Below are 25494 nucleotides of genomic sequence, written 5' to 3'. Positions count from 1 at the left end.
ATGGAGACAAAGCAGGAAACAGGCCAAGCCGATAAGCCCTCGGAAGAAGGGAAATACCTCAAAAAACTCACCGTCAGCGGTGAAACATCACCGCCGCATCAAACAAAAGAAAGCCCTTTTGTCCGAGGAGGCCTCGCGGGTACGTCAGAAGTGAACTCCTGGATTCAAAAGTGAAGCAGAAAACCCGCGTTTCCCGGCGAGCACGACATTTTCGTCAGGGCATGAGGACGATTTCGGCCTTCCCTGCGAAACCCGGACGTCGGACCGTGAACGGGGCGGGGCACGAACGCCTTGTCGGCACGCGGAACGGAGACCCACACTCCGAGCCCCCTCCCGCCAGGAGCGCCACCTGCCCTTCGCCACGATTGATCCCCGCACCGGTGAGACGCTGCGCACCTTCGCCCCCCATGCCTGGGAGGAGGTGGAGGAACGGTTGGAGCGGGCCGAGCAGGCCTTCCGAGCCCTGCGTGGCACCTCGTTCGCCGAGCGCGCCGGGTGGATGCGGCGGGTGGCCGGGCTGTTGGAGGAGGAGGCGGAGCGGCACGGGCGGATGATGACGCTCGAGATGGGCAAGCCACTGGAGGCCGCGCGCGCCGAGGCGCTCAAGTGCGCCGCCACCTGCCGCTACTACGCGGAGCACGCCGAGCGCTTCCTGGCGGACGAGCCCGTGGACACCGCGCCCGACACGAGCTTCGTGCGCTACCAGCCGCTCGGGGCGGTGCTGGCCATCATGCCGTGGAACTTCCCCTACTGGCAGGTGGTGCGCTTCGCGGCGCCGGCGCTCATGGCGGGCAACGTGGGCCTGCTCAAGCACGCCCCGAGCGTGCCCGGGTGCGCGCTCGCCCTGGAGGAGCTCTTCACGCGCGGGGGCTTTCCCCCCGGGGCCTTCCAGACGCTGTTCGTGGAGGTGGCCGAGGTGCGCCGGCTCATCGAGGAGCCTCGCATCAAGGCGGTGACGCTCACCGGCAGCGAGGGCGCGGGGCGGGACGTGGGGGCGCGCGCGGGCGGGCAGCTCAAGAAGGTGGTGCTGGAGTTGGGCGGGAGCGATCCCTTCGTGGTGCTGCCCAGCGCGGACCTGGACGCGGCGGTGGAGACGGCGGTGAAGGCCCGGCTCATCAACACCGGCCAGTCGTGCATCGCCGCCAAGCGCTTCATCGCCCCCGCCTCCATCTACCCCGAGTTCGAGCGCCGCTTCGTCGAGCGGATGCGGCGCGTGGTGGTGGGAGAGCCGCTGGAAGCCGGCACCGAGGTGGGGCCGCTGGCGCTCGCGCACATCCGCGACGGGCTGCACGCGCAGGTGGAGAAGAGCGTGGCCGCGGGCACCACGCTGCTGCTGGGCGGACAGAAGCCCCCGGGGCCCGGCTTCTGGTACCCGCCCACGGTGCTCGCCAACCCTCCCCCCGGCTGTCCCGCCCACCGCGAGGAGCTGTTCGGCCCGGTGGCGGTGCTCTTCCGGGCGAAGGACACCGAGGACGCGCTGCGCCTCGCCAACGACACGCCCTATGGCCTGGGCGCCACGGTGTGGACGCGGGACGAGGCCGAGCAGCGGCTCTTCATCGACGGCCTGGAGGCGGGCACGGTGAGCGTCAACGGCTCGGTGGCGAGCGATCCCCGCCTGCCCTTCGGCGGGGTGAAGCACTCGGGCCACGGGCGGGAGCTGGCGCGCCACGGCCTGCTCGAGTTCCTCAACATCAAGACGGTGCGGGTGAGCCCGTCGCGCGCGCCCGCCAGCACCCAGGCTAACGAGTAGGCACGCGCCCCCGGGGGGCCCCCAGGGGGTCGCCGGACGGCTCGCCGTGGACCTCCTCCAGGGCACTGGCCACCGCGTCCATCTCCAGGCCGAGCTGCTCCACGCTCCGGCGCAGGCCCGCGCCCGCCACGTCCGCGCTCGCCGCGTCCGCCGAGCGCACCCGCAGCACCTGCGTGTAGAGGTTCTCCAGCGTGTAGAACAGGCGCATGTGCTCGGCCTCCAGGCGCGAGGCCGCCGTGGCCAGCTCCGCCCGCTGCTGGCGCTGCTCGTCGAGCAACCGCAGCGTCTTCTCCAGCCGCTCCTTCACCACCGCGTCCGTCTCGGACTCCACGCGCGCGCTCAGCCGCGCCCGCTCCTCCTCCAACCGGCGCTCCTCCTCGGGCGGGGAGAGCGAGCGCAGCTCCCGCTCGCGGCGCGCCAACTCGTGGCAGCTCTTGCGCAGCCCCTCCACCGTCTGCTCCGGCTGGTGCACCACGTCGCGCAGCACCCCGGGCCCCGAGCGCAACTCCCCGAGCAGCTTGTCGCACAGCGCATCCACCCGTGCCCGGCGGGGATCCTCCCCCTCGCGCGCCGGCTCGGGGGCCGCGGCACGCACCGGCCCGGCCGCGGACGCGCCCTGCTCCAGGCCCTCGCCCAGTTGAGCCCGCCGCGCCACCTCCAACCGCCGCGCCCGCCAGAAGGTGCTCGCCGCCGACGAGCCGAGGCCGAGCGCCACGAAGACGAGCCACCACATCTCCTCGAAGGAGTAGATCGCCATCCCGACCATCACCAGCGCGGCCAGCGCGAACACCGCCCCCTGGAAGGGGTTGGCGAGGGCCTCCTCCCGGCGGCGCTCCTTGCGCGCGCGCTCCCGCTCCCGGCGCTGCTCCCGCCGCTCGCGGCGCAACTCCTTGCGGCGATGCTGGCGCTCCACCCGCGAGGCCCACTTCTCCGCGCGCTTGGAGTTCTTCTCCGCCCACGCCTCCACCTGCCGGGCCTGGCGCTGCGCCCACTGCTCCACGCTCCCGGCGTACCGCTCCGCCCGCTTCTCCCAGTCCGCCCCGCCCTCGCCCTCCAGGCGCTCCCAGCGCGCCCGCTCCCGGGCTTCCATCCGCTCCCACTTCTCCAACCACTCGGCATGACGCTTCCGGCCCTCGGCGAGGGCATCCATCATGCGGCGCAGGTGCTTCTCGATGGGAGACTCGGGGTGGGAGGGAGCCATGGGGCTTTCATCCTGCCCAAGCGGCCCCGCGTCCACCAGATGCGCCGACGCACCGCGCGAGCCCTCGGCGCGCCGCGAAGCCAGAACACATCCAAGCCGCTCGGGAAAAAAGTGCGCCGTGGGCCGAGGTGGGGGGGATCCTCGGCCCACGAACGCTTCGAACGATACTCCGTCCGAACCTGACAATCCGTGCGCCCAGCGCCTCCAGGCGACGACTCAACATACCCCGACATTTACGGCTTGGCTACACATTTTTTTATCAATGCTGTTAGCCCCGCCGGGAGGGAGGGCGGGGAGGCGGACGAGCGGAGGCGCGCGCCGCGGGCGCAACCCGGGGCGAAGTGGGCTAGGGAGGAATCCTCCCCCCGCCGAGCCAGGGAGCTTGATCGTCGATGAGCGCCACCGAGTCGTCCCGTGCCTTCCGAGTCTTCAGCTGGTTCTGCCTGGTGTGCACCCTGGGCGTGGTGCTGTGGGGCGCCTACGTGCGGGCCACGGGCTCGGGCGCGGGGTGCGGGGACCATTGGCCGGTGTGCAATGGCCAGGTGGTGCCGCGCGAGCCCAGCGTGCAGACCCTCATCGAGTACACGCACCGGCTGACCAGCGGGCTGGTGATGATCTTCGCGGTGGTGCTGTGCGTGTGGGCCCTGCGCGCGCACGCCAAGGGCCACCCGGTGCGCCGGGCCGCGGTCTTCTCGCTCGTCTTCATGCTGACGGAGGCGGCGGTGGGCGCGGGGCTGGTGCTCTTCAAGATGGTGGCGCACAACGAGTCGATCGCCCGGGCCTTCTGGATGGCGACGCACCTGCTCAACACCTTCCTGCTGGTGGGCGCGCAGTCACTGACGATCTGGTGGGCCGGGGGCCGGGAGCGGCTGGTGCTGCGGCGCCAGGGCCTCACGGGGTGGCTTTTGGCGGGCAGCCTCGTGGGGCTGCTGGTGCTGGGGGTGAGCGGGGCCATCGCGGCGCTGGGGGACACGCTCTTTCCGGCCACGAGCCTCACCGAGGGCCTGAGCCAGGACGTGTCGCCCACGGCGCACATCCTCTTGCGGCTGCGGGTGCTGCACCCGGTGCTCGCGGTGCTGGTGGGCGCGGGCGTGGTGTTCTGCGCGGCGATGGTGGCGCGGCTGCGGCCCTCGCCCTCGGTGCGGCGCTCGGCGTGGCAGCTCGGGGTGCTCTACGGACTGCAGCTGTTCGCGGGCATGTTCAACGTGGTGCTGCTCGCGCCCGTGTGGTTGCAGCTCGTGCACCTGCTGCTCGCGGACCTGGTGTGGATCGTCCTGCTGCGGCTGGGCGCGGCGGGGCTCGCGTTGGGCGCGCCCCGGGCGGACGTGAAGGTGCGCTCGGTGCTCTCCCCCAGCTGAGGCCCCGCGGGCTCACCCCCGCGAGACTTCCTCGTCGAGGGCGCGCAGGGCCTCCAGCGCCCGCAGGGGCAGGCCGATACCGCCCTCGGGCACCTGGGGCTCGCGCACGTTGACGCGCAGGAGCGTCCCATACCGGTCCGCCGCGCGCTCGCAGAAGCGCCGTACCGAGGGAACCGCCGTGCCCGCGCCGCACTCGACCACGGCGAGCGAGCCGGGCTCCACCCCGCCCAGCCACCGGGCCAGCCGCGCCTCCTGCTCCCGGGTGCGTGAGTCGTCCCACTCCCCGTCCCCGAACATGAGGATGTTGGGCCGCAGGAGCGCCCCGCAGCGGGAACAGGTGGGCAGCGCTCCCCGGGCCCGGAAGGACTCCGGCTCCACGTCGACGGAGAAGGACGCGGCGGACTCCACCCCGGCGCAGCCCTTCAGGCACTGGGTGAAGTGGATGGAGCCATGCACCTCGAGGACACGCTCCTCGGGGAAGCCCGCCTTCTGGAACTGGCCGTCGACATTGGAGGTGAAGACGAAGGCGCCGTGGGGCATGCGCTCGGCCCAGGAGCGCAGGAGCGCGAAGCCCGGGTGGGGCAGCGTGTCGCGGTACAGGTGGAGCCGGTGGCCATAGAAGCCCCAGGCGAACGCGGGATCCTGCTCGAACCAATGCGGGTTGGCCATGGAGGCGAAGTCGAGCCCGAGCTTCGCGTACGGGGGGTAGGCCCGCCAGAAGCCCTCGGTGCCCCGGAAGTCGGGCAGGCCCGAGTCCACCCCCATCCCCGCCCCCGCCCCGATGAGCAGGGCACGCGCGGAGCGGAGCACCTCGGCGGCACGGCGCAGTTCCTGGTTCATGTCACCAGTGTAACCCCCGAGCGCTCCACCACCCAGCGCCGCGGGCTGAAGACAGGCATGCTGTGAACCCCTGGGAAGGTCCGCACGCGGGAGCACTTCATGTCGACGGATGACAAGCACACCCTGGCGGCGCCCGGGTCCGGTCAGCGCCTCGCGGTCCCGCGCTGGGCGGAACTGCTCGCCGTGCACCACGCCGCCCTGCGCCGCTGGGAGGAAGTGCTGACCGGCCCGGACGACTCGCTGCGCCTGACGGTGCTCACCCTCTACGTGAAGCTCGAGCACCTGGGCTTGTGGGGCTTCGTCGGCGAGCCGGTGCAGAGCACGGGGGGTGGCCGGCTCGAGTTCAGGTGCCCCGACGTCCCCGGTCTCAAACAGGCCCTCCGGCTACGGGAGGACTTCACCTCTCCGGAGGACTCTCCCAAGGACTGGTCCTGCCGTGAGCTGAGGAAACGGGGCTCGCTCCACTTCAAACACTTCAGCGGGTGGACCGACGAGGTGGTCCAGGCCCACATCGACAAGGAGGGCCTGTACCTCAAGGGGTGGCGCAACCTCTTCCTCCCCATCCAGGCGGTGCTGCACCTGCTCGACGCGCGCGCCAATGGCTATACGGATGTCTTTGGCATCCGCGACCTCCTGCTCGCGCAGGGCCTCGATCCGGTGGTGCTGCGGGGCAGGTGACGGACAGCGCTCCCCGAGCGTGACCCCGCACGTCTGTGATTGAAGACCTGGCGGGCCCGGACAAAAGAGAAACAAGGAAGCATTTCCTGTTCTCCCCGCCCCCCTCCTCCCCATTCCTCAACTTTTCCCAGACACCAAGAAAACCTCCGTGCTTCGCGCGAGGAGGATTCGCCGTGGTGCCCTTCAAACAGCCTGGGTTTTCCGTTATAACTATCATCTTCCCGGCGCGTGCCGGGATGGCTGTCTTGAAACATGGGAAGGAGCAGCAATGCGGAAGCCCCCCTCCTGGCTGGCCTGGAGTCTCGTCGCGTTCACCGCGCCCGCCGCGTACGCGGAACGAGCCTGGTATGAGAAGCCTCAACCCGATATCGCACCGCCATCCACGTTCCTGCGCAAGCAGGCCGAGGACCTCTCCGACAACCTGCCCCACCGGCTGGGTGAGCAGCAGAAGGAGCTGCGGGCCCAGGCACTGAAGGAGCGCCTCTCGGGCCGCGGTCAGGGCAAGGTGCACCGCGTGGGCCGCGGCAAGTTCGTGGAGCTGGAGCTGGAGCGCACGGATCGGGTGTTCGTCATCCTGGTGGAGTACGGCACGCAGGTGCACCCGGTGCTCGGCGACCCCGCCACCAACCCGGGCGGCGACGCGCCCGGACCGGTGCACAACCTGATTCCGGCGCCGGACCGGGCAAAGGACAACACCACCATCTGGCAGTCCGACTACGACCGCGCGCACTACGAGAAGCTCTACTTCGACTCGACCCCCGGCGTCGACTCGGTGGCCAACTACTACAAGGCGGCGTCCTCGGGCCGCTACACCATCGAGGGCGCGGTGTCCGACTGGGTGCGCGTGCCCTACAACTCCGCGCGCTACGGCAACAACCTGTGCGGCTCCACCAACTGCTCCAACTCCGTGTGGCCGCTGGTCAGCGACGCCATCAAGACATGGACGCAGAACCAGCTCGCCTCGGGCAAGACACCGGAGCAGATCAAGGCCTACCTGGACACGTTCGACGTGTGGGACCGCTACGACTTCGACGGTGACGGCGACTTCAACGAGCCGGATGGCTACATCGACCACTTCCAATTGGTGCACGCGGGCTCGGGCGAGGAGACCGGCGGCGGCGCGCAGGGCACCAACGCGGTGTGGAGCCACCGCTGGTTCGCGTACAGCACCGGCCTGAGCGCGGACGGCCCGGGCCCCGGCTACAACCCGAACGGCGGCACGCGCTTCGGGGCGGGCATCGACAAGTGGGTGGGCGACTACACCATCCAGCCGGAGAACGGCGGACTGGGAGTGTTCGCGCACGAGTACGGCCACGACCTGGGCCTGCCGGACCACTACGACGGCCAGGCGGACAACGGCACCGGCTTCTGGAGCATCATGTCCAGCGGCTCGTACCTCAACGATGGCACCCAGGACATCGGCTCGCGACCGGGTGACTTCTTCGCCTGGGACAAGCTGCAGCTGGGCTGGCTGGCTCATGACGAGGCCAGGGCCGGCAAGCGCTCCAACCACAAGCTGGGCCCCACGGAGGTGACGTCGCGCCACGCGGCGCAGGCGCTGCTGGTGAGCCTGCCGCCCAAGCCCCGGCCCCAGGTGACCACCCCGCCCTTCGCCGGCCAGTACGCCTGGCAGGGCGGCGCGGCCAACAACCTGGACCGCACGCTGGTGAAGACGCTGAAGCTGCCCTCCAAGACGCCCATCACGCTGTCGCTCCAGACGTGGTTCGACATCGAGGAGGACTGGGACTACGGCTACATCGCCCTCGCCGTGGACGAAGGTGACTTCATCCACCTGCCCAGCGGCGTCAGCCGCACCACGAACCCCAACGGCAACAACCTGGGCAACGGCATCACCGGCCTGTCCGACGGCTGGGTGCCGCTCACGTTCGACCTGAGCGCCTACGCGGGCAGGAAGGTGACGCTGAAGCTGCGCTACAAGACGGACGGCGCGGAGTTCGGCAAGGGCTTCCTGGTGGACGACGTGCGGGTGACGGCCAGGAACAAGACGGTGTTCGCCGACGGCGCGGAGGACGGCGCGGACGCGTGGGACGAGTCGACGTTCTTCCTCCACGACGGCGCGCACATCTTCCATGACCACTACTACCTGGCCGAGTACCGCCAGTACCGCGGCTACGACGAGGGTCTGTTCACGGGCCCCTACAACTTCGGGTTCGCCGCGGACGGCCTCCCCGACTACGCCGAGCGCTACGCCTACAACCCCGGCCTGCTCATCACGTACTGGGACACGTCGATGTCCGACAACCGCGTGTCGGTGCACCCGGGCGAGGGCCGCATCCTGCCCATCGACGCGCGTCCGCGACCGCTCGTCCGCGGGGATGGCCGCTACTGGTCCGGCCGCGTGCAGACGCATGACGCGACCTTCGGCCTGGAGCCCAGCTTCCCCCTGTCGCTCAAGCCCAGTGGCCAGCCGCGCGCGGACTACCCCTCGCAGCCCGCGGTGCGGGTGTTCAACGACCTGAACACCTTCTGGTACCCCGAGCAGCCCTACGCGGGCGTGAAGGTCCCCCCCACGGGCACCCTCATCGAGGTCCTGAGTGAGAAGGACGAGGCGACGGTGCTGCACGTGCGCGTGCGTCCGGTGGACTGATTCGTCACGGGGGAGCGGGGCGATGACGTGGACCCTCGCCTCGCGCCCCCACCTCTCTGGGTAGAATCAACCCCACTTCCCTCGCCGTCCAAGGCCCGCCGCCCTGCTTGTCTCCCCAAGGGTGTCCAGGGTCCTGCCGCCGCCCCCGTAAACTTCCAGGCGAGGGGCGCCCTCCGCGCAACGCACCTGGTGAATTCCATCTCGAGCGTGCGAGGCCGACGCGAAGAGCGCGCCCCAGCGCGGCGCCTGGGTACGGATGACCTCAGGAAGCCCCCCCGGAGGCATCTGGACCCCCCCTCGAACCCTCCCCGTCCCCCAACCGCTCGCGCCATCTCCCGCCCCCGGAAACGAGGGGAGCGCTCAACCAGACGTGTCCGGGACGACCCTGTAAAAACTGGAATTCTCCCTCTGAAGAAAAGGGAGTCCCGGACGGGATGCCCGGAGGCGAAACCGGAGCGGGAGGCCCGCCCGACGCACGCTCAGGCGCCAGGGCTGCAACGCTCAGGCCCGGCTGTTGCAATGGAGCCTCGCCAACGCTTCACCACCGGAGAGACTCCATGGCTCATCAAACTCGGCGCGCAACCTGGCTCGTGGCTCTCTACGGTTCCGCCCTCCTGAGCCTCGTGAGTTCGTGCGGTGGCGTCCCGGAGCAGGAGTCCGCTCCCGCCGCGCAGACCCTGGCCGCGCGCGCGGCGGCGCTGGGGGCGCCCTCGATGCTCGTCTACAGCCCGGACGACAGCATCGATCAGTCGACCCTCGCTCCCCTGGGGGCCCCCGAGTCGCTGGGGGGCCGGGTCCTGCAGGGCTCCCCCACCCTCTCCGCCCGCGTCGACTACAACGCGGGGGGCATGTCGGCGGGCATCTTCAAGGCCACCACCGGCCGCATCGAGATCACCTTCCCCTTCAGCGAGCACGCCACCATCCTCGTGGGCGAGGTCACCATGACCGACGAGTCGGGCCAGTCCCACACCTTCAAGAAGGGGGACAGCTACTTCATCCGCCAGGGGCAGGTCGTCCTCTGGGACGTGCGGACCCCGTACGTCATCAAGAGCTTCTTCAACATCACCGAGCCGACCCAGCCGTGAGCCGTCTCCTCCTGGGGCGCCCGAGGCACGGCACGCGCCGTCACCAGGAGCACTCCAGGTCGAGGCTGAGCGGGCCCGTCCAGCGCGCGCGGATGCTCACGGGCGTCAGGCCCATCCGCCGGGAGATCGCCTCGATGGACCCCTCGTGGTACGCGAGCGGCATGAAGGAAGCCTGGACGGAGAGCACCCCCTGGTCCAGCCGGGGGAAGGACAGCACGGGCTTCCCATAACTCGTCAGGCCCTCGTAGAGCGTCTGCAGCGCGAACATCAGACGCTGCGGACGGGTTCCCGTCTGTTGCAGCACCGCGCGCCCGACCGGGGTGTCCATGTAGCTCTCGCCCCCCCTGGCGCCCATCTGCCGCAGCACCTCCTCGACACTTCCATACCGGCCACTCAGGGCCTCGGCCGCGGTGGAGATCAACAACAGGAGCGAACGGGTGGGATAGTGGAAGAACTCCACGAAGGACGTCTCCCCACTCGCCTCCAGGCAGCGCCGCACCACCTCGTCGTCCCCGCCCAGCTCCTTGACCGCCTTCAACATGGAGGAGAACAAGAAGCCACGCGTCGTGAACTCCGGCGTCGCGAGCCGCAACCGCTCTTGGAGATCCTGCGCCGCGGTCTGCGCGGAGTCGCTGCCCGAATTCGATCCGGTACTCATGTGCACGGGGGCGGCACCCAGGAACCAAGCGGTGCCACCGCCCCGGATGCTACTACGAATCCGCGCGCCCCTCATCTACCGCCGAGGGCCGGGCATATCCAGCGGGGAGGGCATCTTCCCCCCCACCTGCTGGGTCCTATAAAATGCGTGGCAATGCCAACAGCGACGAAGAGCCCCCTCCGCTCCAAGAGCACGGACAAGCCGCCGAGCCCCCGCTCGCGCCAACGGACCTTCGTCGCCATCGACTTCGAGACCGCTGACTACTTCAGGGACAGCGCATGCGCGGTGGCGCTCGTCCGGGTGGAGGGAAACAAGATCGTCGCCCGGGAACACCACCTCATCCAGCCCCCCCGGAGCGACTTCAAATTCACACACATCCATGGCATCACCTGGTCCATGGTCGCCCGGGCGCCGACCTTTGATCGCGTGTGGACCAGGCTGAAGCCCCTGCTGAAAGGGGCCGAGTTCCTGGCGGCCCACAACGCGGGCTTCGACCGTTCCGTCCTCAATGCCTGTTGTCTGGCGACGGGACTGAAGCCTCCCACGCTGGACTTCACGTGCAGCGTGCGCCTCGCGAAGCAGACATGGGCGCTCCAGAAGGCCTCCCTGCCGGAGGTCTGCAAGTTCCTGAATATTCCTCTCGAACATCACAATGCCATGTCGGATGCGGAGGCCTGCGCCCGCATCGTTCTGGCGGCAGCCATCACCGGAGGAGAACCGCCCGCGGGTCGACAGACTCAGCAGCCCGCTAGTGCCGCAGTCCCCGGGGCACCACCACCCGCTCGACGAGCCCGAACAACCCGCTGACGAGCAGCGCCAGCCCCGCGGCGGGAATGGCCCCCTGGAGGATGAGCCCGGTGTCATCCAAGCGGATGCCGGTGAGAATGGGTTGGCCGTAGCCGCCCGCGCCGATGAGCGCGCCCAGCGTGGCGGTGCCCACGTTGATGACCGCCGACGTCTGGATGCCCGCGAGGATGGACGGGGCGGCCATGGGCAGCTCCACGAGGCGCAGCCGCGCGCCGGACGGCAGGCCGAGCGCCTCGGCGGACTCGCGCACCTCCGGGGGAATGCCCGACAGCCCCGCCGCCGTGTTCCGGATGATGGGCAAGAGGCTGTAGAGGAACAGCGCCACGATCGCGGGCCGGGCCCCGATGCCCAGCAGCGGAATCATGAACACCAGCAGCGCGAGCGAGGGCACCGTCTGGATGATGCCCGCCAGCGCGAGCACGCCCCGCCCGAGCCTCGGCCGGCGCGCCACCAGCACCCCCAGCGGCACCGCCACGGCGATGGCCCCGAGCAGCGACAGGCCCACGAGGAACAGGTGCTCGCGCGTGTGCCGCCAGACATTCAGCAGCACGCTCTCCCCCCGCACCGTCACCGCGAGGCCCAGCTCGCGCTCGAGGAACGTGGCCGCCACCTGGCGCTCGGGCACCCGCTGGAGCTTCGCGCTCGCGTTGAGCGCCACCATCTCGGACGCGGAGACGCGGCCCGCCAAGCGCTCGAGCGCGGCCACCACCTGCGGGGCCCGCTCCGCGAGCTCCGCCCGGTACAGCAGCACGGCGTCATAGGCGGGGAAGTGGTGCAGGTCGTCCTCCAGCACACGCAGGCCGTAGTAGGCGATCTCCGCGTCGGTCGAGTACAGGTCCGTCACCTGCAGGGCACCGCTCTCCAGGCCCCGGTACGCCAGGTCATGGTCGAGCCCGCGCACCTCCGTCTGGGGCAGCGCGTAGCGCGCGCGCAGCGAGGGCCAGCCATCGGCGCGGTCCATGAACTCGTTGCTGAAGGCCAGACGCAGCTCCGGGTGCTGGCGCAGGTCCGACAGCGTGCGGATGTTCAGCCGCGCGGCCTCCTCCTCCTTCATGCCGAGCGCATAGGTGTCGTTGAAGCCCAGGGACACGCCCAGGCGCACCCCCTCGGCGGCGAGCGCCTCGCGCAGCGCCTCGTCATTGGGCAGGGCACGGCCGGCGAACAGCTCCTGGCGCAGCGTGCCGGTGTACTCGGGGTAGACGTCGATGTCTCCGCGCCGCAGGGCCTGCCAGAGCACCTGCGTCCCCCCGAGCTCACGCCGGTGCTCGACCCGCGCGCCGGTGCTCCGGGCGAGCTGCGTCGCCATGTCTCCGAGGATGACGGACTCGGTGAACTTCTTGGAGCCCACGCGCACCGTGGGACCGTCCGCGGTGGCCCCCGAGCACGCGCACAGCACCAGCAGCACCCACGCGGCGAGCCACCTCATCGGGAGATGCCCTCGAGCGGCAGTCGCTGGGCCTGGAAGAAGCGGGTGACGAAGGGATCCGCCGGCGCACTCGCCAGCTCGGTGAGCGGCCCCTGCTGCACGACGCGGCCCTCGCGCAGCAGCACCGCGTGCTCGCCGAGGAAGGCCCCCTCCGCGAGATCATGCGTGACGAGCACCACCGTCTTGCCGAGCCGGGAGAAGATGTCGCGCAGGTCCTCCTGCAACTCATGGCGGATCATCGGATCCAACGCCCCGAGGGGCTCGTCGAGCAGGAGCACGTCCGGCTCGAGCATCAACGCGCGCATGAGGCTCACGCGCTGGCGCTGGCCTCCGGAGAGCTGGCCGGGGTAGCGGCCGAGCGCCTCGGCGGGAAAGCGCGTGAGGGCCACGAGTTCCTCCAACCGCTCGCGCACGCGCGCCTGGGGCCACTTCAGGTAGCACGCCATGAGGGTGGCATTGCCCTCGGCGGTGAGGTGCGGGAAGAGGCCGCCGCCCTGGAGCACGTAGCCGATGCGCCGCCGCACGACGAGCAGGTCCTCCTCCCGCAGGGGCTCGCCCCGGAAGAGGACGCGTCCCGAGTCGGGGCGCAACAGCCCATTCATCAGCCGCAGCACGGTGGACTTGCCGCAACCACTCGGGCCCAGGAGGACGGTGGTGCGCCCCTCGGGCACCCGCAGATCCAACGGGTGCAGGGCCCACGTGTCACCGAAGCGCTTGGAGACCTGCTCGAGCTGAAACACACGCCACCCTTCCGCGCCCCAGGCAGGGGCCCATGGCCGTGTGTTACTCCGCGCGTCCCCCGGGGGCCACCACGTTCCGGCCTCCGGTCGAGGGAAGCACCGGAGCCGTTCGGGACTCGACGGCCTCCGCGGGGAAGAGCGCCTCGGCGCGCACCACGGGCAGACCCGCGGGCTGGCGCTGGAGGTAGGCGATGAGCCGCTCGCGCACGAGGCATCGCAAGTCGAACGCCTTGCCCGAGTCCGCCGCGCTCACCAGCGCGCGCAACGTCATCGTCCGCTCGCTGAAGCCCGTCACCTGCAACCCCTGCACCTTGCCATCCCACAGCGCGCGGCCCTCGTCGTGGAGTATCCGCGAGAGTTCGGCCCGCACCGCCGCCACGTCCGTGCGGTAGTCCACGTACAGCTCCGCCGTGCCGAGGATCTCCGGCGACACCTTGCTCCAGTTCTGGAAGGGCTTGTCGAGGAAGTGCGTCATCGGCACCACCAGCCGCCGCAAGTCCCACACCTTCACCACGACATAGGTGAGGGTGATCTCCTCGATCCATCCCCACTCGTTCTCCACGATGACGGTGTCGCCGATGCGCACCGGCTGGGTGAGGGACAGCTGGATGCCCGCGAGCAGGGTGGAGATGGACTTCTGCGCCGCGAGGCCCAGCACCAGGCCGGCGATGCCCGCCGAGGCCAGCAGCGACACGCCCACGTTGCGCACGGCCTCGAACTGCAACAGCAGCAACGACGCGGCGATGACGTAGGTGGCCGCCTCGATGATCCGCCGCATCACCACGAGCTGGGTGCGCAGCCCCCTCGCGCGGCCCACGTCCTCGCCCGCCTGCTCCACCACCTTCTGCTCGAGGAAGCCCGCCGACAGCTTGACGAAGCGCAGGACGAACCACGCCGCCGACACCAGCGCGAGCGAGCGCGCCCCCAGGTCCACCGCCTTCTGCGCCGGCGGCGGCAACAGCAACAGCCGCGAGCCCGCGGCGCCCAGCAGCGCCACGAGGGCGAAGCGCATCGGCCCCCGGCCCGCCGTGAGCATCTGGTCATCCCACCCGGACTTCGTCAGCCGCGCCGCGCGGCCTCCCAGCCAATGCGCCCACTTCTCCAGCACCTGGCTCGCCAGCAACACCACGCCCACGAGCAGCACGAGCCCCAGCCACTGCCACAGCTCCAGCACCCAGACCGGGCGCACGAAGAAGAACGACGGCAGGCGCTCGAGCAGTGGCGAGCCATGCTCCTCGAAGAGCGCGTCGATGGCGCGCACCGTCCCCTCGCTGAACACCCAGAGGGGCGCCCCGTCCGGCCCCTCCACCCGGCGCAACCGGATGTCGCGCGTGCCCCGGCCCAGTGGAATCTGACCCAGCGACACACTGGTCGCCCCGGGCGCGTCCCCCAGGGGCTCCTGGCCGATGCGCGTGAAGTCGAACCACATCGCCCGGTCCAGCACGAACATCAGCCGCCGCCCGAGCCGCTCGCCTTCCGCCCGCTGCTGCTCGGGCGGCAGATGCGACAACCACAGGTAGTGCGGCAGCAGCGCCATGTACCGGGCATGCGCGGCCTCCAGGAAGCCCGTCACCGTGGCCGAGGGCGTCTGCCGATCCACCTCCGGCGGCGGCTCGCCGAGCCCTTCGTTGAGCCCGCCCGCGAGCGCGGACACAGACGACAGCAGCACCAGGAGGACGAGGAGGTTTCGGTGCATCAGGGTTCCCAGGACAGGGCCTCACGGGAAGGAGCCACCACCGCGCCCCTTCCACCGACAGCGTTCCCCTCCCCCTTAAACTAGTTTGAGGGCAAATAAAACCCGAGGTCACCCGAACGGTCCGCCGAGTGGGCGGGCCGGCATGCGTCTCGCCGCTCACTCGCACGCGACCCGGGCGCACTCGCCCCACATCCCCCGCCGGGCGCGCCGGGCCGCCGACTCGAGCGCCTGGAACTCCGAGCGCCGCGAGCCTCCCGCCGGAGGCACGTAGAGGACGCACGCATAGCCCTCCTGGGCGAGCACGCTGTTCACCTCGCGCCCGTCCACGCTCACGTAGGCGAGCAGCCGCCCATACCGATCCGTGCAGGCCTCCCCGTACGTCAGCCGGACCACGCGTCCCTCGACGAGCGAGCGGTTGAAGTCCCGGGACTCGGCGCCGAAGCAGTCGTGCTTCCCCCCGGTGCTCTCCGGCGTGTCCACGAGCAGGTAGCGCACGCGCTCGCCGCTCTGGAGCACCACCGTGTCCCCATCCACCACGCGCGACACCACGCCCCCGCCCGGGCCACAGGCGGACTCCGAGCCGCACCCGCTCCACGCCCCGAGCCCCCACACCAGCACTCCCAGCCGGCTCCACCGTCCGCTCACGGCGCGCATGGAAGGTTCTCCTGTCCGGGCGTGCCCCGCTCCCCCGCCGTGCCATGACGCGCCCCCTCTGGCGCCAGGCACTCGCGCGTGCCCTCCCACTGCCTGGACACGCCCGGCACCGCGGCCCCCGTCCACGTCGCCTCCGCCAGCACCGCTCCCTCCAGCGACAACCGGAGCGCATGCGGTCCCGCGGTGTTGCTCAACCCGAAGCCGAAGGTGCCCAGCACCGGAGGCAAGCCCCCATTGAGCGAGGGCTCATCCCCATGCGCGAGCACGGCGTAGCTCCCGGCCCGCATCTCCAGACACCTCGGCGGAGCATCGAGCACGCTCCGGCCACCACTCTCGTTCGCGAGCGTCACCCCATTGAGGTCCACATCACGCCGCGCGTACACCTCCACCCATTCACCCTGCGCATCCGCGACGGCCTTCGGGTCGGCCATCACCTCGGTGAGGACGAGGTCCCCGGGAAGGGGTCGCGACACACTCCTCGACAGGCCCGTGCGTGGGGACAGACACGTCCCCGTCGACACGCCCGCGTCCGCGCCAGACAGTTCCGGGCAGGCGGCGTTGGGAGCACCGGGGCTCGCCCGGACACCGCCATCCGAGGACGCTGGCGTGTCACACCACCCGTCCGGCGCGTCGTTGTCGAAGGCATCCGGGACACGCCGGCCGTCATAGCCACGCGACACCCCGGCCCGGCCGCTCTTGGAATAGCGCACCTCATCCACCACGACCTCCGCGCACCTCAACCCCACGACGCCCCCCGCGTTGCCCAGCACGCGCAGGGCATCGCCATACGAATGGTCCACGTGCACCGGCAGCTCCCCGGCCCGCACGTCCCCGAGCACCACGTAGTCCTTCGCGGCCACCGGCACGGACTCCTCGAAGAGGTACGCCCGCTCCTGGGTGCCATCCACTCGCGCCGAGTAGAGCATCAACCCGCGCAGGTCCACGGCGGTGCGCCCGGGGTTGTACAGCTCCATCCACTCCTGCCCGGTGTCCGTCCCCTCGGGATTCGGCAACAGCTCGGTGATGACGAGGTCTCCCGGGCGCCAGCCCTCGCACGCGGGCTCCTCGCTCCGCGAGGGCTCCTCACACGCTCCTCCCACGAGCATCAGGGCCGCGAGGACCCACGTCCCGCGCGGGGCACACTTCCTCGGCTCCAGGGGCGTCATCAGAAGCTGCCCTCCATGTCCAAGCGGACGACGTGCCACGGAGACTCGGGAGGAGTGACCGCGCCCACGGGCGACTTCAGGTCCAGGACCACCTCGTATCGGACGCGCGTGCTCCACCCGGACAGCAGCGCCCAGGCCACCTCCAGTGACGTGCGCAGGGTCTGGGACAGCCGCGTCGCCTCGGCGAGATCCTCGTCCCGCCAGCTCACGCGTCCATGCAGTCGCAGCGAGGACACGGGACGCACACTCACGTCCACCAGCGCCTGCCCATCCTGGCGCACGCCCTCGGGGCGTTGGCGACTGCCCATCCAGGTGTGCTGGTACTGCGCCGCCAGGGCCCACTCCTCGACGGGCGCGAACCGCACCCGGCCCGCGATCCGGGAGCGCTCCCCCGCGCAAGGTATCGGCTCACCGTCCGGTGATGTCCCCTCGTCGCCCTCGAAGCACAGCCCGGGGCCATCGCGGCCCAGCGCCTTGTTCTGGTGCTCCACCCACACCGAGGGCCGCAGCTCCGGCACGCCCTGGAAGTCCACGCGGACCGAGCCCCCGTGATGCACCGGCTCGGGAGTGCTCCCTCCAGGCGGTCGCGTCCACACGTCCCACTGACCCACCAGCCGCCACGCGTCATCCGCCGTCGAGAAGAGGGAGCGCAGCCGGGCCCCCATCTCGTTGCTCGCGCGCAGTCCTCGCCACTCGTCGGGGCTGGAGAGGGCACGGCCGTAGGGATTGTCGAAGTCCCGCCCGTAGTAGCGCAGGGACACCTCCAACTCCCGGGAGCGCTCCCCGAGCACCGTGCGCTGGAGCACCCCAACCCCACCCGCTCCCCCGGGGCCCGAGAAGCTCCGAGCGCCCTCGAGGAAGAGGTTCACCGGCCCCGTGCCCCAGGCGGCATCCACGCCCAGCGCGCCGTAGGCGCCTCCCCCGGGATAGCGGGCCTGCTCGCGGAAGTCGGGCGACAGCCCCGTCACCGCCCATCGCGGCCAGGCGCCCCACCCCGTCACGCCCACGTGTGCTCGCGGCGAGAACCCCACGCGGGCATGCCCTCCTCCCGCCAGCTCATGAAAGACATCCGGCAGCGTGCGCGAGACGAAGCGCGCGGTGCTGGACGTCTTCATCCCGGGCAGTGAGGCCCACACGTCCGGGGCCTTGCACGCGCGCGCGTCCTTCGTGGACGGACACGTCCTCGGCTCGAATAGCTCGTATTGGGAGAGGCCTCGCGACTGGTAGGAACCGAAGCCCGTGAACGACAGCGTCACGTCCTCCACCCGCCCCTGAACATGGCCCACCGCGCCCCGGAAGCCCTCCGTCCAGCCGAAATCCGGCGTGACGCGCCCCTGGAACTCCTCCGCCTCGCAGGCCCCCGGCCCCGTCAACACACACCGCCGCTCGGGCGCACCGGGAGCAACGAAGTCCTCATCGGGCACGAAGCCATCGGGTGCCGGGCGGCCCGTGGTGTCCAGCGTGAGGCGCTGGCCGAAACCCAGCCGGTACGTTCCCACCAGCACCGAGGCGTGCGCGCCCTCCCACCGCGCATACAGCTTCGGCAGTCGCATCCCCACCGAGGGCAACTCCGCCACCAGGGCCCGGCGCTTCGAGTCGTAGCGCACGCCCTCCAGGTGTCTGCGCGTGAGCGAGACACCCCCTCCCGCGCGCAGGCCCCAGGGTCCGTCCACCCGGGCGAGGAGCAACAGCGGCGGCACCCACGCATCCGCCGCGCCATGGGCTCCCACCAGACGCACCCGCCCGGAGACCTCCCGCGCACCCCGCTCCGGCTCCACGAGAAAGGCCCGGAGCTGGCGCAGCCGCGCGGGCGTCAGGAGTCCCGCCTCCACGAGCGCCGCTCCCTCCATGGTGCCCCCGCCCTCCCGGTACGCGAGCAGCGCATCCACCTGCGCCCACGTCATTCCAGGCAGGGCGAACAACACCTCGCGCGAGGCCGTGCGGAGATCGACCCCCGTGCGCAGCAGCTCGCGCAGCGCCTCGAAGTCCTCGTCCGCGAGGACCCCCTCCTCATTCAGCGCGCGCAGCGCCGCTTCGTCCTCGATGGGACGCGCGTCCGCGTACGTCTCGGCGGAAGCGCGTTGGGGAAGGAGGGAACACCACGTCGTCACCAGGAGCAGGAAGTGGACACGTCGCACGCGGGCGGCGCTCTGCACGAAGGAGACCAGCGAGGACACCTCGGCGACCCCACCTCCGAGGTGTCCCGCGCGACGTCATCCCGTCCAGCCCGCGGACGCGGGAGGCGGAGCGACTACCGGCTCAGGCGCCCACGCCTCGTGACAGCTCGCTGCTCAGCACCGGGCGACGCGAAGGGGCTCTCGCCGCCTCCTGGGCGGAAGGCTCGGCCTCGCCCTTCGTGGTCAGCTCCCGGGCCAGCCGCCGCCCCAGGATGATGCCCAACGTCAGGCTCACCAGCAGGCCGCCCACCGAGGCCACCGTCGTCCACGTCTTGCCCTGGCTCAACGAGCTGCCGAAGGACGTGGTCAGCAGGGTACCCGGCACACTGCCCACCACGGCGCCCAACGCCAGCGGCCAGAACCGGGCCCCGGCGGCGGACGCGGCGGCCAGCATCACGTCCGCGGGGATGATCGAGTTGATGCAGGCGAGGAAGCCCACCTGGAAGCCATGTTTGCGGGCCGCGCGTTCGATGCCATCGTGCCGGTGCCCCGCCAGCCGCTTCATGGGCCCCCGGCCAAAGCGGCTCGACAACAGATGGATGAGGGCGGTGGCCAGCAGGCTGCCCACGAGCGCGTAGACGGTCCCCATGAGCGTGCCGAAGAGGATGCCGCCCACCGCCGCGAAGAGTTGTCCAGGCAACAGTGTCACCGGGCGCGCGCCCAGCAGGAGCACGAATACCAGGGGGGCCCAATGTCCCAGGGGCCGCAACACCCCGGACAGGTGCTGTTGATCAAGGTACTGGGGCCCTACGATCCGGAGGGCGACGAGCAGACCAACGGAGATGCAGAGCGGGGCCACGAGCTTGAGCCCGAGCTTCAACTTCCCGCCCTTGGTGTGTCCGTGCATGAGCATGGCGCTAAGGTGGCGGCCCTTCGCGCCCCGGGCAATTCCCACCCTCCGAATGATCGGATGCCGGGCAACCGGGCGTCTTCCCCGGGCCTTGCGTCGGGTGCCGTTCATTTGCCGCACGGAGACTTGACGACTCGACCGGAAGTGTTTGACGCGGAGTTCGACCCATCTATCGTGAATGTCCCCCTTTTCACTGGTGCCCTCGCCCCATGGGTCACGTCCACATCATTCGCGACTTCTACTCTCCGTCGGAGGGCTTCTCCCGAACGGTGCGCATCTACACGCCGGATGGTTACGACCAGGGTTCTGCCCACCGCTATCCCGTGCTCTACATGCAGGACGGGCAGAACGTCTTCGCGCACCCGGAATCGGCGCGCTTCGACACCTGGTGCGCCAACACGGCCCTGGAGCAACTGGTGCACGAGCAGCGCCTGGAGCCCTGGCTCATCGTGGGCATCGACTCGGGCATGGGGCGCCTGGACGAGTACTCGCCCTGGAGCCGGGGTGATGCCTACGCGCGCTTCCTCGTCGAGTCGCTCAAGCCCTATATCGATGGCACCTACCGCGTGCGCCACCAGCCCGAGTGGACGGCCGTCATGGGCTCGTCCCTGGGCGGGCTGATTTCCCTCTATCTGGGCATGCGCTACCCGGATGTGTTCGGCCGCATCGGGGCGCTGTCGCCCTCGGTGATGTGGAACGACTACCGGCTCTTCCAGCACTGGACGGCCCACACCCACCGCTGGACGCGCATCTACCTGGACGCCGGCACCCACGAGTGGATCAACCCCGCGGGCACGCCCCTGCCCTACGGCGAGGCCACGCGCGACTTCTACCTCCACCTCAAGCGGCTCGGGTACGCGGACCACGAGCTGCGGCTGGTGTTGGACGAGAACGGCATCCACCACGAGAAGGACTGGCAGCGGCGCCTGCCCGACGCGATGCAGTGGCTGCTGAGCTGAGCACCACCCGGGTGCCCGCTCAGATGGTGGCCTGCACCAGGCGCACCGCCGCGCGCACCGCGTCCAGGTCCTCGTGGCGGGTGAGGTACATCTCGTTGCCCATGGCGGCGTGAAAGACGGCGGGCATCTCCTGATGCATCAGGAGCGAGCCCCCCAACCGGGACACCAGCTCCGCGTGCGAGTGACGGTATTGACGCATGGCGCGCCGGGAGCTGTGACAGACATGGTAGCGGGGCGAATAGGAGAAGCCCCGCACGTCGTCGCCGGTGAGCAGCCGGGCCCAGAGCCGGTACACGTCGATCTCGCACGCGTAGTTCATCATGTCCGTCATGAAGGCGCCGGGGGGACGCAGGTTGGCCTCCAGGACGACGAAGCCGCCATCGGACAGGCGGAAGAACTCCAGGTGGAACCAGCGCTCGCGCAATCCGAGCGCCTGCACGGCGCGGCGGCCGAGCGCCTCGAGCGCGGGGGGGATGTCCCGGAGGCTCCAGAAGGAGATGTCGCGCTGCTCGAGCACCACCTCCATGACGCCATCGCTGTATTCGTGGCTGAGGCGGAAGATGATTTCGCCGTCGCGGTCCACGAGTCCGTCATAGGTGACGATGGCGCCGCGCACGAAGGCCTGGGCGACGTAGCCGGTGAGGGCGGAGCCGGAGAAGGCGTGGTCGACGTCCGCGTCGGAGTTCACCTTGAAGGTGCGGGCGGCGCCGACGCCCACGTCGGGCTTGAGGACGAGCGGATAGCCGACGTCGCGGGCGAAGGCCTTCACCCCGGCCGCGTCGCGCACGCGGATGCAGCTCGGGTGGGGCACGCCGGCCTGCTTGAAGACATCATGCATGCCGAGCTTGCTGCGCAGCCGGTCGATGTCGGCGGGACGCAGGCCGGGGACATTGAAGTCCTCGCGCAGTTGGGCCTCGATGCCGAGCCACGTCTCGTTGAGCGAGTCGATGCGATCGATGCGGCCATGGCGCCAGGTGAAGTAGGCGATGGCGCGCAGGACGGCGTTGGGGTCGTGGAGGTTGGGGACGAAGAAGTACTCGGAGAGGGCCTTGCGCAGCTCGGGGCGGAGGGTCTCCTGGGGGGTGTCGCCGAGCCCCAGCACGTTGACGCCGCGCTCGCGCAGGGCGGTGACGAAGTGGAAGAACTGGGGCGGGAAGTGGGGCGAAATGAAGACGACGTTCATGGGCGGGCAGGGGCGGAGGACGCGCCCCGCGACCATAGCGCAACCCCGCCCCCGGCCTACTTCCCCGCGGGGCAGCTTGGGGGTGAAAGGTTGACTACTTCAGCTCCGGTGCCGTTCGGCGACGCGGTAGAGCCAGGTGAGGGAGTAGTCCAGCAGCGCCTGTCTCGAGCCCATGTAGTGGCGTGCCCGGACGAAGGGAAACCACACGCGGTTGCCCACGAGCACCTGGGCCTCCTCGAGCTTCTCGCGCGGTATCCACCTCCCTCCCAGGTGGCGTACCAGCACCTGGCCGAGGTACGCGCCAATGGCGGGTATCGCGTATTGCTCGATGGCTTCCGGCAGACGGCTCTTCGGGAACTCCTCGCGCCAGAAGTAGAAGTCGACCTCCGTGAGCGACTCGGGCGTCTCCTTGAAGACGGAGGGGACCTCGGTGTGCAGCAGGGCCACGAGGTGCTCGGCGAGGGTGTCGTAGTGCTCGCGAGCTGCTTCCGGGTCCTCCACGTCCGAGGGTAGGGCGGAGTCGACGGGGCGCCACTCCTCGGGCTCGGGCGGGCGCCAGGCGTTGAACTCGGCGATTCTCCGCTGGCGCTCGTGGCTGGCGGCGCGGTCCACCACGAGGGAAAGCAGCGGCGCCATGTCGGGGTCGAAGCGGGGCTCCACGGGAGCGAGCATGGCGCTGCGCTCCTGGAGGGTGCGCAGCACGGTGTCGAAATCCAGGTCGGGCCGGAGGTGGACGTGGGCACGGGCCTGGGCGAGCCGTGCCTCGGGGCTGGCGAAGTCGGTCACCGTGGGCCATGTCACCAGGAGGATGGAGCCGTTGGGGAGTTCCTCCACCCGGTGGGCGGGCGTGGACAGAACGCGCTCGCGACCGACGGTCTCCACCAGTTTCGGACCGAAGACGTTGAGCCAGAACACCTCGTAGATCTTGTCGAACCCGTCCCTGCGTCGAGTCTCGTCGTCACGGCCGAAATTGGGAGCGGCCGTCAATTCCTTGTCATCGGAGCTGTGGGCCGCGGCATGAGTAACCACGTAGTGAGAAGCCCAGGCGCGCACCATCTCCACGAATTGGTGACAGCGCTCCACCTCCGAGAAGAAGGAGAGTGGTTTTACACTGACCATGATGTCCAGCATGGGAGGGAGAGGCGGCAAATTGATCCCGAGAAACATGTCCAACGCGGGCCACTTTGTGCGATAGAAGCCACAAAATGTGTATCTTTCGTAGCCCCGCTCCTCCAAGGCCTTCCAAACGGCAGCAGTGGTATATTTGCGTCGCCGCTTGCCATTGACGACATCCGGCATCCACTCGCCAGCGTACTCTTCCAACGTTTGGAGAAAGGGACGTAACTCGCGTTGCAACTCTGTCTGCCGAGCGAAGGCAGCTTCAAAAGTGAGGTCGAGGCTATCCTCCGGCTTCACGCCATGAAATTCCAGCACTTTCATTGCAAGGACACCTCCACGCCCGGAACGACTTTCCGTGTCGCTTCCACCGCTGCATTCAACACGCCCACCGCCTTGGGCCTGAGGTCGCCACCCTCGTAGATGAGGCGAACCCGTTGAACTGGCACCTCACTGCCCTCGCGGAAAAGAGGCTGGAGGGAGTCTCGGCGGATGTCCAGGGTCTCGCCGTATTTTCGCAGAGCCTCCTTCGCATCCACAGTCATCTGCGCCGCCAGGGCATCCCGCTCCAGCCCTGAAAGATTTCGGCTCTTGAAGCTCAACGTCTCGACACGACGTGGCCGCCCGGCGAGTTCACCTTCTTCGACAATCAGTACGTCCGCGTAGCGCAGGCCGGTGCCTGGCTTTCTCACACCCACGTAACTTTCGATCCGAGGCTTGTCGAAGTCCCCGAGGAATCGGCGCTGTGTCCGAGGCAGCTTCGCGTCGGCCCTCAGCAACTTCACCATGAACCGCTCGAAAACCAGTCCCCGGGTGAATCCATTCCACATCGTCTCATAGGCAGCCCAGCGCAGCGGCCCCTTGACCGTGTTGCCCTCCTTGAGTTCCCCCATCCGTCGCTCGTAGTAGGCGACATACTCGCGCCAGCGCGGATTGTCCTGGGCCCCAGGCGGCGGAGCATCGAGGGTGGGGCGCTGCCTCTCCAGCACCGCCACGTCCACTGTCAGGCGCTGGCTCGTGGATTCAAGCTCAGCCGCCGCGAGCTTGGCCTCCACCACCTGCTGCGTGAGGCCAGCCTCGTGGTCCACCAGCGAGGTCAAACTTCCGGAGTGCTCCGCGGCACTGACTGTCTTCAGTCCAGGGCGTGAAGATTCGCCCACCACGCGGGCCCCTTCCCCTGCCCTTTCCGCCGCACCACTCTCCACCGCCGAGGAGACAGTGCTCTCGGGTCTGGCCTTGGACATCATCGCCTGGGCCCTGGCCACATCGCCCCGGGCCTCGCGAAGGGCCAGGGCGGCGTCCACTCCCCCCACGGCCACGAAGCGGCCCGCCTCCCGGCTGGCCTGAATGTCCCGAGCCAACTCTCGCAGGCCGTCCACACCCAGTCTGGCCTTCCACTGCCGCGCCAGTTCCTGGAAGCCCTTGACGCGTGACTCCATCACTTCCAACCCGCTCGGCACCCGCGTCCCAACCCCCGCACTCCCCCGGGCCTCGGACAGGAAGCGCGCCCCCTTTCCCCCCGCGTACACGGTCACCAGCAGGACCGCGGGCGTCAACTCACGCACGGCCTGCTCGTAACGGCCCTGCCCCAGCACATACACGCCGTGACCCGTTCCGGCCACCAGGCTGTAGAAGCCCAGCGGAACACCGAAGGTCATGTGGTCCAGCAAACCCACCGCCAGGTGGCCCTTCGAGAACCGCCGCGCGAGCTGCTCGCTCTCCACCACGTCGAGCGCCTCTTGATAGGGCGGCGGCAACTGGGCCCGAATCGTGGAGAGTTCCATGAGCCGCGACTGGGCTCCGTCCACCAGGGGAATGGTGGACAGCGCATCCTTGCCCGCGCGGGCCAGGCCTCGGCCCACGTCGCTCCATTGGAAGTCCCGCTCCGCGTGGGCCGAAGGCTTGATTTCCCTCTCCTCCAGCGCCGGGCCCAGCGAGGGCAACAGCTCCAGCACTTCCTGGAGCCGCTTGTCCCGAGCCAGCAGGGAGAGGATGTCGCGCAAGTCGTCGTCATGGGACGAGTCGAGGACGAAGTGGGCGAGAACCTCGGCATTGGCCGCGCCATAGCGCTCGGGAGACTGGAGCAGGAAGGAGGTGCGCTTGCGGTTGAGCAGTCCGGCGGCCTCCTCGCGCACTGGCCCCAACGAGCCGAGCCGTACGGCGCGCCAATCGTCCAGCCGCATCACCAGCCGGGGCATGTCCACGCGCTGCTGCAAGGCGAGGAAGTCGGCGGGGGAGGAGCAGGCGAGGAAGGGCGCCAGCAACTCCTGACGGTCATCAGAGGAGAAGTCGGGCCAGCCTGGAGGGAGGACCTGTCCCGCACAAGAGGGCACTGTCCCCGGCATGTCCGCCCTGGAGGACGCGGCCACCTGCGCGGGCAGAAGCAGGAGCCAGGCCAGTGCGAGGAACGCCAGGCCAACGCCTTGCGCGGTGAAGCAACGCCTCACCTCGTGGCCACCGAAGTGGAAGAACCGGGACGGAAAGCGGGGCGAGATGAAGACGACGTTCATGGGCGGACAGAGGCGGAGGACACGCCTCGCGA

General features: G+C 69.8%; 20 protein-coding genes. 7 read left to right on the top strand and 13 right to left on the bottom strand.

The annotated features are described in order from the left end of the window. Positions 1-349 precede the first annotated feature (349 nt). Entirely contained in the window at positions 350-1750 is a 1401-nt protein-coding gene (locus tag D187_RS24240; RefSeq protein WP_043431335.1) for an NAD-dependent succinate-semialdehyde dehydrogenase, read from the top strand. Here the strand turns inward: D187_RS24240 and D187_RS24235 are convergent. Beyond that, positions 1740-2951, bottom strand: coding sequence for a hypothetical protein (locus D187_RS24235; RefSeq protein WP_002623956.1), 1212 nt, complete (start codon positions 2949-2951; stop codon positions 1740-1742). The genes D187_RS24240 and D187_RS24235 overlap by 11 nt on opposite strands. 392 nt (positions 2952-3343) lie before the next feature. On the opposite strand from D187_RS24235, the gene D187_RS24230 reads away from it, so the two are divergent. Beyond that, positions 3344-4309, top strand: a complete 966-nt coding sequence (locus D187_RS24230; RefSeq protein WP_002623955.1) for a COX15/CtaA family protein — start codon at positions 3344-3346, stop codon at positions 4307-4309. Positions 4310-4321: 12 nt separating this feature from the next. On the opposite strand, the gene D187_RS24225 is transcribed toward D187_RS24230, so the two are convergent. Beyond that, complete coding sequence (locus D187_RS24225) at positions 4322-5149, bottom strand: SIR2 family NAD-dependent protein deacylase (RefSeq protein WP_002623954.1); 828 nt, start codon at positions 5147-5149, stop codon at positions 4322-4324. 99 nt (positions 5150-5248) lie between these two features. Between D187_RS24225 and D187_RS24220 the strand changes: the two genes are divergently transcribed. The 3 genes from D187_RS24220 to D187_RS24210 all read left to right on the top strand — a co-directional run bounded on the left by D187_RS24220 (position 5249) and on the right by D187_RS24210 (position 9520). Continuing rightward, on the top strand, positions 5249-5827 hold the full coding sequence (locus tag D187_RS24220; protein ID WP_002623953.1) for a hypothetical protein: 579 nt from the start codon (positions 5249-5251) through the stop codon (positions 5825-5827). 268 nt (positions 5828-6095) lie between these two features. Beyond that, entirely contained in the window at positions 6096-8435 is a 2340-nt protein-coding gene (locus D187_RS24215; protein ID WP_002623952.1) for an immune inhibitor A domain-containing protein, read from the top strand. Between the two features lie 557 nt (positions 8436-8992). After that, positions 8993-9520: a cupin domain-containing protein gene (locus D187_RS24210; RefSeq protein ID WP_081713832.1), complete on the top strand. Its 528-nt coding sequence runs from the start codon at positions 8993-8995 to the stop codon at positions 9518-9520. Positions 9521-9560: 40 nt separating this feature from the next. Here D187_RS24210 and D187_RS24205 read toward each other — a convergent pair whose 3' ends face one another. Further along, positions 9561-10178: a TIGR02265 family protein gene (locus D187_RS24205; protein WP_162159685.1), complete on the bottom strand. Its 618-nt coding sequence runs from the start codon at positions 10176-10178 to the stop codon at positions 9561-9563. Positions 10179-10331: 153 nt separating this feature from the next. Between D187_RS24205 and D187_RS52590 the strand changes: the two genes are divergently transcribed. Beyond that, positions 10332-10985, top strand: a complete 654-nt coding sequence (locus D187_RS52590) for a 3'-5' exonuclease (protein ID WP_076606214.1) — start codon at positions 10332-10334, stop codon at positions 10983-10985. On the opposite strand, the gene D187_RS24195 is transcribed toward D187_RS52590, so the two are convergent. The 7 genes from D187_RS24195 to D187_RS24165 all read right to left on the bottom strand — a co-directional run bounded on the left by D187_RS24195 (position 10927) and on the right by D187_RS24165 (position 19691). Next, entirely contained in the window at positions 10927-12411 is a 1485-nt protein-coding gene (locus D187_RS24195; protein ID WP_002623949.1) for an ABC transporter permease/substrate-binding protein, read from the bottom strand. The genes D187_RS52590 and D187_RS24195 overlap by 59 nt on opposite strands. Then, the gene (locus tag D187_RS24190) at positions 12408-13151 is read right to left on the bottom strand and encodes an ATP-binding cassette domain-containing protein (protein ID WP_002623948.1); all 744 of its coding nucleotides are present in this window, start codon (positions 13149-13151) and stop codon (positions 12408-12410) included. Before D187_RS24190 ends, D187_RS24195 begins: the two co-directional genes overlap by 4 nt. Positions 13152-13194: 43 nt before the next feature. Next, the gene (locus D187_RS24185) at positions 13195-14847 is read right to left on the bottom strand and encodes a mechanosensitive ion channel family protein (protein WP_002623947.1); all 1653 of its coding nucleotides are present in this window, start codon (positions 14845-14847) and stop codon (positions 13195-13197) included. 156 nt (positions 14848-15003) lie between these two features. Then, the gene (locus D187_RS24180) at positions 15004-15501 is read right to left on the bottom strand and encodes a thermonuclease family protein (RefSeq protein ID WP_002623946.1); all 498 of its coding nucleotides are present in this window, start codon (positions 15499-15501) and stop codon (positions 15004-15006) included. Next, on the bottom strand, positions 15489-16667 hold the full coding sequence (locus D187_RS24175) for a lamin tail domain-containing protein (protein WP_002623945.1): 1179 nt from the start codon (positions 16665-16667) through the stop codon (positions 15489-15491). The genes D187_RS24180 and D187_RS24175 overlap by 13 nt, the downstream gene beginning before the upstream one ends. Further along, positions 16667-18844 (bottom strand): hypothetical protein, encoded by a 2178-nt coding sequence (locus D187_RS24170; protein WP_002623944.1) that lies wholly within the window; start codon positions 18842-18844, stop codon positions 16667-16669. The genes D187_RS24175 and D187_RS24170 overlap by 1 nt, the downstream gene beginning before the upstream one ends. A gap of 82 nt (positions 18845-18926) precedes the next feature. Continuing rightward, complete coding sequence (locus D187_RS24165; RefSeq protein ID WP_245591804.1) at positions 18927-19691, bottom strand: TVP38/TMEM64 family protein; 765 nt, start codon at positions 19689-19691, stop codon at positions 18927-18929. A gap of 212 nt (positions 19692-19903) precedes the next feature. Here D187_RS24165 and D187_RS24160 point away from each other — a divergent pair, with 212 nt between their 5' ends. Continuing rightward, a complete protein-coding gene (locus tag D187_RS24160; RefSeq protein WP_002623942.1) occupies positions 19904-20653 on the top strand; it encodes an alpha/beta hydrolase in 750 nt (249 codons plus the stop codon). Between the two features lie 19 nt (positions 20654-20672). On the opposite strand, the gene D187_RS24155 is transcribed toward D187_RS24160, so the two are convergent. The 3 genes from D187_RS24155 to D187_RS24145 form a co-directional block, all read right to left on the bottom strand. Then, positions 20673-21836, bottom strand: coding sequence for an ATP-grasp domain-containing protein (locus D187_RS24155; protein ID WP_002623941.1), 1164 nt, complete (start codon positions 21834-21836; stop codon positions 20673-20675). Between the two features lie 99 nt (positions 21837-21935). Next, a complete protein-coding gene (locus tag D187_RS24150; RefSeq protein ID WP_002623940.1) occupies positions 21936-23276 on the bottom strand; it encodes a hypothetical protein in 1341 nt (446 codons plus the stop codon). Beyond that, entirely contained in the window at positions 23273-25462 is a 2190-nt protein-coding gene (locus D187_RS24145; protein ID WP_002623939.1) for a hypothetical protein, read from the bottom strand. Before D187_RS24145 ends, D187_RS24150 begins: the two co-directional genes overlap by 4 nt. Positions 25463-25494 lie beyond the last annotated feature (32 nt).

The sequence above is a fragment of the Cystobacter fuscus DSM 2262 genome (genome assembly GCF_000335475.2).
GTDB lineage: Bacteria > Myxococcota > Myxococcia > Myxococcales > Myxococcaceae > Cystobacter > Cystobacter fuscus.
This window is presented reverse-complemented; position numbering and strand designations above follow the sequence as displayed.

Coding starts and splice junctions, on each gene's coding strand:
- D187_RS24235 (WP_002623956.1), bottom strand. CDS start 2,951: ATGGCTCCCTCCCACCCCGAGTCTCCCATCGAGAAGCACCTGCGCCGC.
- D187_RS24230 (WP_002623955.1), top strand. CDS start 3,344: ATGAGCGCCACCGAGTCGTCCCGTGCCTTCCGAGTCTTCAGCTGGTTC.
- D187_RS24225 (WP_002623954.1), bottom strand. CDS start 5,149: ATGAACCAGGAACTGCGCCGTGCCGCCGAGGTGCTCCGCTCCGCGCGT.
- D187_RS24220 (WP_002623953.1), top strand. CDS start 5,249: ATGTCGACGGATGACAAGCACACCCTGGCGGCGCCCGGGTCCGGTCAG.
- D187_RS24215 (WP_002623952.1), top strand. CDS start 6,096: ATGCGGAAGCCCCCCTCCTGGCTGGCCTGGAGTCTCGTCGCGTTCACC.
- D187_RS24210 (WP_081713832.1), top strand. CDS start 8,993: ATGGCTCATCAAACTCGGCGCGCAACCTGGCTCGTGGCTCTCTACGGT.
- D187_RS24205 (WP_162159685.1), bottom strand. CDS start 10,178: ATGAGTACCGGATCGAATTCGGGCAGCGACTCCGCGCAGACCGCGGCG.
- D187_RS52590 (WP_076606214.1), top strand. CDS start 10,332: ATGCCAACAGCGACGAAGAGCCCCCTCCGCTCCAAGAGCACGGACAAG.
- D187_RS24195 (WP_002623949.1), bottom strand. CDS start 12,411: ATGAGGTGGCTCGCCGCGTGGGTGCTGCTGGTGCTGTGCGCGTGCTCG.
- D187_RS24185 (WP_002623947.1), bottom strand. CDS start 14,847: ATGCACCGAAACCTCCTCGTCCTCCTGGTGCTGCTGTCGTCTGTGTCC.
- D187_RS24180 (WP_002623946.1), bottom strand. CDS start 15,501: ATGCGCGCCGTGAGCGGACGGTGGAGCCGGCTGGGAGTGCTGGTGTGG.
- D187_RS24175 (WP_002623945.1), bottom strand. CDS start 16,667: ATGACGCCCCTGGAGCCGAGGAAGTGTGCCCCGCGCGGGACGTGGGTC.
- D187_RS24165 (WP_245591804.1), bottom strand. CDS start 19,691: ATGCACGGACACACCAAGGGCGGGAAGTTGAAGCTCGGGCTCAAGCTC.
- D187_RS24160 (WP_002623942.1), top strand. CDS start 19,904: ATGGGTCACGTCCACATCATTCGCGACTTCTACTCTCCGTCGGAGGGC.
- D187_RS24155 (WP_002623941.1), bottom strand. CDS start 21,836: ATGAACGTCGTCTTCATTTCGCCCCACTTCCCGCCCCAGTTCTTCCAC.
- D187_RS24150 (WP_002623940.1), bottom strand. CDS start 23,276: ATGAAAGTGCTGGAATTTCATGGCGTGAAGCCGGAGGATAGCCTCGAC.
- D187_RS24145 (WP_002623939.1), bottom strand. CDS start 25,462: ATGAACGTCGTCTTCATCTCGCCCCGCTTTCCGTCCCGGTTCTTCCAC.